The sequence below is a fragment of the Mesorhizobium sp. M0659 genome, from assembly GCF_040320605.1.
GTDB lineage: Bacteria > Pseudomonadota > Alphaproteobacteria > Rhizobiales > Rhizobiaceae > Mesorhizobium.
The window spans coordinates 1-8,822 of record NZ_JAMYPY010000051.1 but is presented as its reverse complement, the minus strand read 5'-3'; the positions used below and the strand labels follow the sequence as shown (position 1 = coordinate 8,822).

Genomic DNA, 8,822 nt, shown 5'->3' with positions numbered 1-8,822 from the left:
ACCCCTCTCGCAGGAGTTGGGTGTCTCTCCCCCTTGAGCGACGGGCGCCCGCTGCTGTGGCGCGCAACCCGCCAGATCGTCGCCTCTCTGATCGCTACCATCTTTACTCAACCTTCCTTGGCGGCCCTGCGTCAAAATCTCCATGCCTTGCGATATCGCTGGCGCGAACCACCACGAAAGCGCAAATTTCAGTCCATGCCAAAGCTATCTTAGCGCCTATGCCCGCACGGGGGAGATTAGCGGCTCATGCGTTCCACCTACCGATCGATCCGTGTCGACAAAATAATCGACGACGACGTCCGCTCGACCCCGTCCATCGCCCCGATCTCGTCCAGCAACGCATCCAGATCCCTGATCGACGGCGCGTCGACGATGACGATCATGTCGAAATTGCCGCTCACCGAGTGCAGCGTCCGTACCGGCGGCAGCGCCTGCAGCGCCCGCACCACCTTGTCGGCGAGCTTGGGCGTGACGGTGAGCAGCACATGCGCCCGCACAAGCCCCTGCTCGTAGTCCGGCGCCATCCGCACGCCATAGCCGGTGATGATGCCGCGCTGTTCCAGCCGCTCGATCCGGCTCTGCACTGTCGTGCGCGAAACGCCGAGCTGGCGCGCCAGCTCAGTGGTCGACGCGCGGGCATTGGCGCGCAGCAGGGAAAGCAGTTTTTGTTCGGCGTCACTGAGCATTTCGACGAACCTCGTCGGCGTATCGTTCAATTGCAGGGTTCATTTCGAACGATCCCACGCTTCCTTTCGGCAGGCAAGCTGCGATTCTTGAAGGCATCGCGTCCACCGCGCGCGGTCTGGGCCAAAGAGTTTTCACGAGGGGCAAGGTCATGAAGAAAATCATCGTCGTCGGCGCCGGCAAGATCGGCTCGACCATTGCAGGCATGCTCGCCGACAGCGGCGACTACCACGTCACCGTTGTCGACCGCGCGGCGGCGCAGCTTGCCGCGGCCGAACTTCCCGCCGGCGTCGAGGGGCTGGAGCTCGATATCGCAGCGCCGGGCGCACTCGAGGCCGCCCTTGCCGGCGCCTTCGCCGTGCTGAGCGCCGCCCCCTTCCATTTGACCACGCGCATCGCCGAAGCGGCCGCCGCAACCGGCGTCCACTATCTCGATTTGACCGAGGACGTCATCTCCACCCGCCGCGTCAAGGAACTGGCGCGTTCGGGCAAGAGCGCGTTCATTCCGCAATGCGGCCTTGCGCCGGGCTTCATCTCGATCGTCGCCAATGATCTCGCCAGCCGCTTCGACACGCTGGAAAGCGTTCGCATGCGCGTCGGCGCGCTGCCGCAATACCCGTCCAATGCGCTGAACTACAATCTGACATGGAGCACCGACGGCGTCATCAACGAATATTGCGAACCCTGCGAGGCGATCGTCGAGGGCGAGCTGATCGAGGTGCCGCCGCTGGAGGAGCGCGAAGAGTTCTCGCTCGACGGCGTCACCTATGAGGCCTTCAACACCTCCGGCGGTCTCGGCACGCTGGCCGAGACGCTGAAGGGCAAGGTGCGCACGCTGAACTACCGCACCATCCGCTATCCCGGCCACGCGGCGATCATGAAGGCGCTGCTCAACGATCTCGGCCTGCGCCACCGCCGCGACGTGCTGAAGGACATCTTCGAGAGCGCCCTGCCGGCAACGCTGCAGGATGTGGTCATCGTCTTCGTCACCGTCTCGGGCCGCCGCAATGGCCGCCTGCTGCAGGAAACCTACGCCAACAAGATCTATTCGCAGCGCATCGGCAACCAGGTGCGCAGCGCAATCCAGATCACCACCGCCTCCGGCATCTGCGCCGTGCTCGACATGCTGGCCGACGGCACCTTGCCGGCGACCGGCTTCGTCAAGCAGGAAAACATCGCGCTTGATGCGTTTCTCGCCAATCGTTTTGGGCGCGCTTATGCGCAGCACGAGATGGTAAGCCGGCTGGCAAGCTGAGCTACTTCACCCTCCCCTTTGTGGGGAGGGTCGGCTCGCGGTCGGAGCGAAGCGGAGATCGCGAGACGGGGTGGGGGTGAGCGCCGGTTGGCGAGGACCCCCACCCCGCTCCGCTCCGCGATCGACCCTCCCCACAAGGGGGAGGGTGAAGCGCCCGCTACTTCCGCAGAGCCATCGGTCGTCCGAGCAGAAACCGGATGAAGTTGCCTGCGGTCCGCGGCGCCATGCGGGGCTGCGTCGCCTGTCGTGGCGCGCTTTGCCTTCGCGCTGGCACCTTGGGTTCGACACCCGGTCGGCCCACCGTGAAGGAGGGCCCCGAGACCGGCTTCCCCCTCAACACGTTGGCGGCGTTGTTGTCATGGATGACGATGCACCATTGCGCGCCCTTCGATGCCGCCACGACGGTGTTGAAGCGCGTCGCCATTTTTGCGTGGTGCTCGCTGTAGACGCCGCTCATCGCCGGCGATCTCCTTTCGACCAGCGTGCCGAACGCCGACGTGACATAGTCGTGGTGCGTGTAGCGTCCGCTTGCCGTGTCGAAATTCTGGCCGTCCGGAAAGGCAATGTAGAGCGGCTGCAGGTCCACCACACGCTTTTCGATCTCCCGGCGCGCGTAGTGCTCGACGCGCTCCATGAAGGTCGGCGCCAGCGCGTCGTCGCTGTCGAGCCGCGTGAGCGAAACATAGTCGGCATCGGTATCGGCCTGGACGAAGGCATTGAAGCGATCATTGTAATCCTCGCCCGCCTCGACAAGGATCGGCCTGACGTCGACACCGGCCACGCAGCTGCACACGGTGCGAATATAGTTCTCGTGCGTATCGGCATCGAACGCCAGAAGGACGGTAAAGTCCTTCAGCGACTGGCCTTCGAGCGACGACGCGCAATAGGTGTCGAACAACGCCAGGCGCTCGACCAGCCAGACCGGGTCGAGATTGGCGCGGCCCTTTCCGTCCCACTGGCTTGGCTTGAAGCCAGCGGCGATGTTGTAGCGTATGGCGATGTATTTCTTCAGGCCGGTGTCCATGGACCGACACTTAGTACATTCCGCTGATCTGCGACAACCGACGGCTGAGCGGCCACCCTCCCCCTTGTGGGGAGGGTCGGCTCGCGGTCGGAGCGAAGCGGAGATGGCGAGACGGGGTGGGGGTGAGCGCTGACGGTCGGCGAGGACCCCCACCCCGCTCCGCTACGCGGATCGACCCTCCCCACAAGGGGGAGGGTAAGCGCACTTCAAATATGCAGCGCGTGGCCCAGCGCCTTCAGCGCCGCTTCCTGGAAGCCTTCGCCTTGCGTCGGATGCGCATGGATGGTCCCGGCGATATCCTCCAGCCGCGCGCCCATTTCCAGCGCCAGGCCGAACGCCGCCGCCAGTTCCGACACGCCTTGCCCGACCGCCTGGATGCCCAGCACCAGATGGTTGTCCGCGCGGGCGACAACACGAACAAACCCGTCCTCGCCGAGTTTCGTCATCGCCCGGCTGTTGGCGGCGAAGGGGAACTGGCCGATCTTGATTTCGCCTGAAGCCTTCGCCTCCTCCGGCGTTAGCCCTGCCGTCACCAGCTCCGGATCGGTGAAGCAGACGGCCGGGATCGAGCGCTTGTCCCAGCTGCGCTTGTGGCCGGCGACGATCTCGGCCACCATTTCGCCTTGCGCCATCGCCCGGTGCGCCAGCATCGGCTCGCCGGTGACGTCGCCAATGGCATAGATGCCGCGCATCGAGCTGCGGCACTGGTCGTCGATCTTGATGAACTTGCCGGCCATGTCGAGATCGATCTGATCGAGGCCCCAGCCCTCCGTCACCGGCTTGCGGCCGACCGTGACCAGGATCTTGTCTGCCGCGATTTTGGTGCTCTTGCCGTCCGCGGTCTCGACCAGCAGCGCGTCGCCCTTGACCCCCTTGGCCTTGGCGCCAAGCATCACCTCGACGCCGAGCTGGGCCAGCCGTTTCACCATCGGCCGGGTCAGTTCCGCATCATACTGCGCCAGCACGCGCGGCAGCGCCTCGACCACGGTCACCGCGGCGCCCATTTTGGCGAACGCCATGCCGAGTTCCAGCCCGATATAGCCGCCGCCGACCACGGCGAGCTTTTTCGGCACCTCGCCGAGAGCCAGCGCTTCTGTGGATGAAATCACCGGGCCGCCGAACGGCAGGAACGGCAGTTCCACCGTCGCCGAGCCGGTGGCGATCACAACCGTTTCGGCGCGGATGATCTGGGTGCCGGTCTCGGTCTCGACCGCGACGGTCTTGCCGTCGCGGAACGTCGCCCAGCCATAGACGGTCTTGACCTTGGCCTTCTTCAGCAGCCCGGCAACGCCCCCGGTCAGCCGGCTAACAATGCCGTCCTTCCACGCAACCGTCTTGCCGAGATCGAGCACCGGAGCCGCCACAGAAATGCCGAGCGGACCGCTGCCGCCGGCCATATGCGCGACCTTCTCGAACTCTTCCGCCGCATGGATCATCGCCTTGGACGGGATGCAGCCGACATTGAGACAGGTGCCGCCCGGTTTGCCGGCTTCAACGATCACCGTATCGATGCCGAGCTGGCCGGCACGGATAGCGCAGACGTAGCCGCCGGGCCCGGCGCCGATGACCAGCAGCTTGCAGGAGATTTCTTTCATGGCGTGACCCTTTGATGCGAGGGAATGTTCCGTCGCGATCCTTCGCGCCCCCCTCTGTCCTGCCGGACATCTCCCCCACGAGGGGGGAGATCAGCAGCTTCTTCGCTTCGCTCATTGCTGCAACGATGGAGATTGGCGAAACCCTGCGTGACGTCCAATCTCCCCCCTTGTGGGGGAGATGCCTGGTAAGGCAGAGGGGGGCGCTGTCCCGCCGTCATCTCGGTCGTTCCGCCCCTCAATCCACAAATATCAGCGCTGGCGTCTCAATCAGCGCCTTGATCCGCTGCACAAACACCGCCGCATCCCAGCCGTCGACCACCCGGTGATCGAAGCTCGATGACAGGTTCATCATCTTGCGCGGGATGAACTGGGTGCCGTCCCAGACCGGCCGCACCATCATCTTGTTGACGCCGACGATCGCCACCTCAGGATGATTGATGACCGGCGTCGTCGCCACGCCGCCCATGGCGCCGAGCGAGGTGATGGTGATGGTCGATCCCGACAGCTCGTCGCGGCTGGCCGTGCCGGACTTCGCCGCTTCGGCCAGGCGGTTGAGCTCGGCCGCGCAATCCCAGAGGTCGCGCGCCTCGGCGTGCTTGACCACCGGCACCACCAGGCCCGACGGCGTCTGCGCGGCAATGCCGATATGGACGCCGCCGTGCTGATGGATGATGCCGGCCTCATCGTCGAACAGCGCGTTGATGTTGGGCTGGTCGGCAATCGCTTTGACCATCGCCCGCATCAGGAACGGCAGCAGCGTCAGCTTCGGCCTCTCCACACCCTTGCGCTTTTCCTTGTTGAGCGCCGCGCGCAACTCCTCAAGTGCTGTGACGTCGATCTCCTCGACATAGGTGATGTGCGGGATGCGTGACTTCGCCAGCGACATTTTTTCGGCGATCTTGCGCCGCAGTCCGATGACCTTGATATCCTCGACGCTGTCATTGCGCGCCAGACCCGACGCCTTCGCTACCTGCGGTCCGCGTGCCAGGAATGCCTCGATATCTTCGTGGCTGATGCGGCCGGCAGGGCCGGTACCCGACACCTGGCGCAGATCGATGCCGGCCTCTTTGGCCCTGAGCCGGATGGCGGGCGACGCCAGGGGCTTTTCGCCCTCCGGGCGCGGCGCGCCGGAGGGTGCCGCACCTTTAGATGTCGGCGCAGTACCCCCACCCCTGGCCCCTCGCCACAAGGGGGAGGGGGATTCAGTCTCAGCTGCCCGTGCGCTTTTGGCTGCTGGTGCAGGTGGTGGCGACTTGGCGTCGGATTTCGTGGCCGAAACGCCTCCCTCTTGTGGGGGTCCGGAGGACGGGCGAGACCCGTGGCTCGCCCCGGCAGGGGTGGGGGTCGGTGCCGCCGTGACCTCTGACAATTTCGAGCCTTCGGCGACATTGCCCTCCCCCGCCACTTTCAGCCGCACGATGGGCGAGCCGATCGCCACCGTGTCGCCGATCTCGGCGCCCAGCCACAGGATCTCGCCATCGACCGGCGAAGGTATTTCCACAGTGGCCTTGTCGGTCATCACGGCGGCAAGCACCGAGTCCTCGCGCACGAGGTCGCCGACCTTGACGTGCCACTCCACAAGTTCGGCCTCGGCGACGCCTTCACCGACATCGGGCAGCTTGATGATGTGTTCGCCCATCCCTAAGCTCCCATGGTTTCGAGAAGCGCGCGGCCGACCCGCGCCGGCCCCGGGAAATAGTCCCATTCCTGCGCATGCGGATAGGGTGTATCCCAGCCGGCGACGCGCGCCACGGGCGCTTCCAGATGGTAGAAACAATTTTCCTGCACCAGCGCCGACAGCTCGGCGCCGAAGCCGGAGGTCAGTGTCGCCTCGTGCACGACGACGCAGCGTCCGGTCTTCTTCACCGAAGCGACTATCGCGTCGAGATCGAGCGGCAGCAGGGTCCGCAAATCGATGATCTCGGCATCGATGCCGGTTTCTTCCACGGCCGCCTGCGCGACATAGACCATGGTGCCGTAGGCCAGCACGGTGACGGCCGAGCCCGCCCGGCGGATCGCCGCCTTGCCGAGCGGCACCGTGTAATGGCCGTCGGCGACCTCGCCCAGTTCGTGCTTCGACCATGGCGTAACCGGTCGGTCGTGATGGCCATCGAACGGTCCGTTATAGAGCCGCTTCGGCTCCAGAAAAATCACCGGATCGGGATCCTCGATCGCCGCGATCAGCAGCCCCTTGGCATCATGAGGATTGGACGGCACCACCGTCTTCAGCCCCGACACATGGGTGAACAGCGCTTCCGGGCTCTGGCTGTGCGTCTGGCCGCCAAAAATGCCGCCGCCGGTCGGCATGCGGACAACGATCGGGCAGGTGAAATCGCCGTTCGAGCGGTAGCGCAGGCGTGCTGCTTCCTGCGTCAGCTGGTCGTAAGCCGGGTACATGTAGTCGGCAAACTGAATTTCCACGCATGGCTTCAGCCCATAGGCGGCCATGCCGATGGCGGAGCCGACAATGCCGGATTCGTTGATCGGCGCATCGAAGCAGCGGGTCTTGCCGTACTTCGCTTGCAGGCCTGCCGTGCAGCGAAAAACCCCGCCGAAGAAACCGACGTCCTCGCCATAGACGATGACGAGTTCGTCGCGCGCCATCGACACGTCCATGGCGTCGCGGATCGCCTCGATCATGGTTCGTCTCGGCATGGTCAGACTCCCGCCTGCTGGCGCTGACGTCTGAGATGCGGCGGCATCTCGGCGAATACGCCCTCGAACATTTCACGCGTCGACGGCTTGCCGCCGGCATGCAGCGTGCCGTGGCTTTCAGCTTCCTTCTGCGCCGCGATCACCGTCTCCAGAATTTCGGCCTCCGCCTGGGCATGGCGCTCATCCGACCAGACCCCGCGCAGGATCAGATGGTTCTTCAGCCGCATCACCGGATCGCCGAGCGGCCAGGCGTCGGATTCGGTTTTCGGCCGGTAGGCAGACGGGTCGTCCGAGCTCGAATGCGCGCCGGCACGGTAGGTGACATATTCGATCAGCGTCGGCCCGAGGTTCTGCCGCGCCCGCTCCGCCGCCCATTTGGCCACGGCATGCACGGCGAGATAGTCGTTGCCGTCGACGCGCAGCGCCGGAATGCCGAAGCCGAGGCCGCGCGCGGCAAAGGTGCCGGAGCCGCCGCGCGCAATGCCTTGAAACGTCGAGATCGCCCACTGGTTGTTGACGACGTTGAGGATGACCGGCGCCTTGTACGTCGAGGCGAACACCAGTGCGGAATGGAAATCGGATTCGGCCGTCGAGCCGTCGCCGATCCACGCCGCCGCGATTTTCGAATCGTTGCTGATAGCGGAAGCCATCGCCCAGCCGACCGCCTGGATGTATTGCGTCGCCAGATTGCCGGAGATCGAGAAGAAGCCATGCTCCTTCGACGAATACATGATTGGCAGCTGCCGCCCTTTGAGCGGATCGGCCTCGTTGGAATAGATCTGGTTCATCATCGTGACCATCGGATAGCCGTCGGCGATGAGCAGGCCGGCTTGCCGATAGGTCGGGAAATTCATGTCGCCCGGCGCCAGCGCCTTGCGGAAAGCGCAGCTCACCGCCTCTTCGCCCAGATGCTGCATGTAGAACGATGTCTTGCCCTGGCGCTGCGCCATCTGCATGCGGGCATCGAAGCTGCGCAGCGTCATCATGTGGCGCAACCCCTCGAGCAGCTCCTCGTCGGTGAGCAGCCCGGCCCACGGCCCGACCGCCTCCCCGGTGCGGTTGAGCACACGGATGATCGAAAACGCCATGTCGCGGATGGTGCGCGGATCGACATCGATGTCCGGGCGCGGCACCGAGCCGGCCTTGGGGATAGGCACGTTGGAGAAGTCGGGCGTTCCGCCCGGCCGCACTTCCGGCTCCGGCACATGAAACCGCAACATCCCAGCATCGGTCATGACCATGGTCCTCCCATTTGCTGCGGTGATATTTGCACATCCGCGCGCCCGGCACAGCGCCAATTCATGGGGCGCCGCAACCCATCCGGCGTCACGGCCGGCAGGCGACCGCAAGATGCAGATATGTCGGCGAAATTTCTTGTCGATGTTGGGGAGCGGCGCGCAATTAGGCGCAAAGTTTTGCAGGATTTCCGGCAGATAGTCACTTCACGGCCTCCGGGAGAGATGAAGGCACCAAGGTCGGCGAACTCGCGCTTTCCTCTCCCCCGTCGATCGGGGGAGAGGTGGGGCGAGCAACGACACCGCGGGGGGGGGGCCCCAGGGGGGGTTTGCAAAGATTTTTTTTATTGCGAGTCATTTTGAGGTCGCGGGGG

The 8,822-nt window shown here is 64.8% G+C and carries 7 protein-coding genes; 1 reads left to right on the top strand and 6 read right to left on the bottom strand.

Annotated features, from left to right (window positions below):
- Window positions 1-257: 257 nt before the first annotated feature.
- Window positions 258-686 carry an Lrp/AsnC family transcriptional regulator gene (locus NKI31_RS31685; protein WP_023672167.1) on the bottom strand — a complete coding sequence of 143 codons (429 nt, stop codon included), beginning with the start codon at window positions 684-686 and terminating at the stop codon, window positions 258-260.
- Between the two features lie 149 nt (window positions 687-835).
- On the opposite strand from NKI31_RS31685, the gene NKI31_RS31680 reads away from it, so the two are divergent.
- Window positions 836-1,939, top strand: coding sequence for a saccharopine dehydrogenase family protein (locus NKI31_RS31680; RefSeq protein ID WP_023685051.1), 1,104 nt, complete (start codon window positions 836-838; stop codon window positions 1,937-1,939).
- 157 nt (window positions 1,940-2,096) lie between these two features.
- Here the strand turns inward: NKI31_RS31680 and NKI31_RS31675 are convergent, their stop codons facing one another.
- From NKI31_RS31675 to NKI31_RS31655, 5 genes are all read right to left on the bottom strand, one after another.
- On the bottom strand, window positions 2,097-2,963 hold the full coding sequence (locus NKI31_RS31675; protein ID WP_023707473.1) for a glycosyltransferase: 867 nt from the start codon (window positions 2,961-2,963) through the stop codon (window positions 2,097-2,099).
- 206 nt (window positions 2,964-3,169) lie between these two features.
- Window positions 3,170-4,558, bottom strand: a complete 1,389-nt coding sequence (gene lpdA / locus NKI31_RS31670; RefSeq protein ID WP_352653441.1) for a dihydrolipoyl dehydrogenase — start codon at window positions 4,556-4,558, stop codon at window positions 3,170-3,172.
- Window positions 4,559-4,793: 235 nt separating this feature from the next.
- The gene (locus NKI31_RS31665) at window positions 4,794-6,197 is read right to left on the bottom strand and encodes a dihydrolipoamide acetyltransferase family protein (RefSeq protein ID WP_352653440.1); all 1,404 of its coding nucleotides are present in this window, start codon (window positions 6,195-6,197) and stop codon (window positions 4,794-4,796) included.
- A 2-nt stretch (window positions 6,198-6,199) separates the two neighbouring features.
- Window positions 6,200-7,213, bottom strand: coding sequence for an alpha-ketoacid dehydrogenase subunit beta (locus tag NKI31_RS31660; protein ID WP_352653439.1), 1,014 nt, complete (start codon window positions 7,211-7,213; stop codon window positions 6,200-6,202).
- A gap of 2 nt (window positions 7,214-7,215) precedes the next feature.
- Window positions 7,216-8,448: a 3-methyl-2-oxobutanoate dehydrogenase (2-methylpropanoyl-transferring) subunit alpha gene (locus tag NKI31_RS31655; protein ID WP_352653438.1), complete on the bottom strand. Its 1,233-nt coding sequence runs from the start codon at window positions 8,446-8,448 to the stop codon at window positions 7,216-7,218.
- Between the last annotated feature and the right edge of the window lie 374 nt (window positions 8,449-8,822).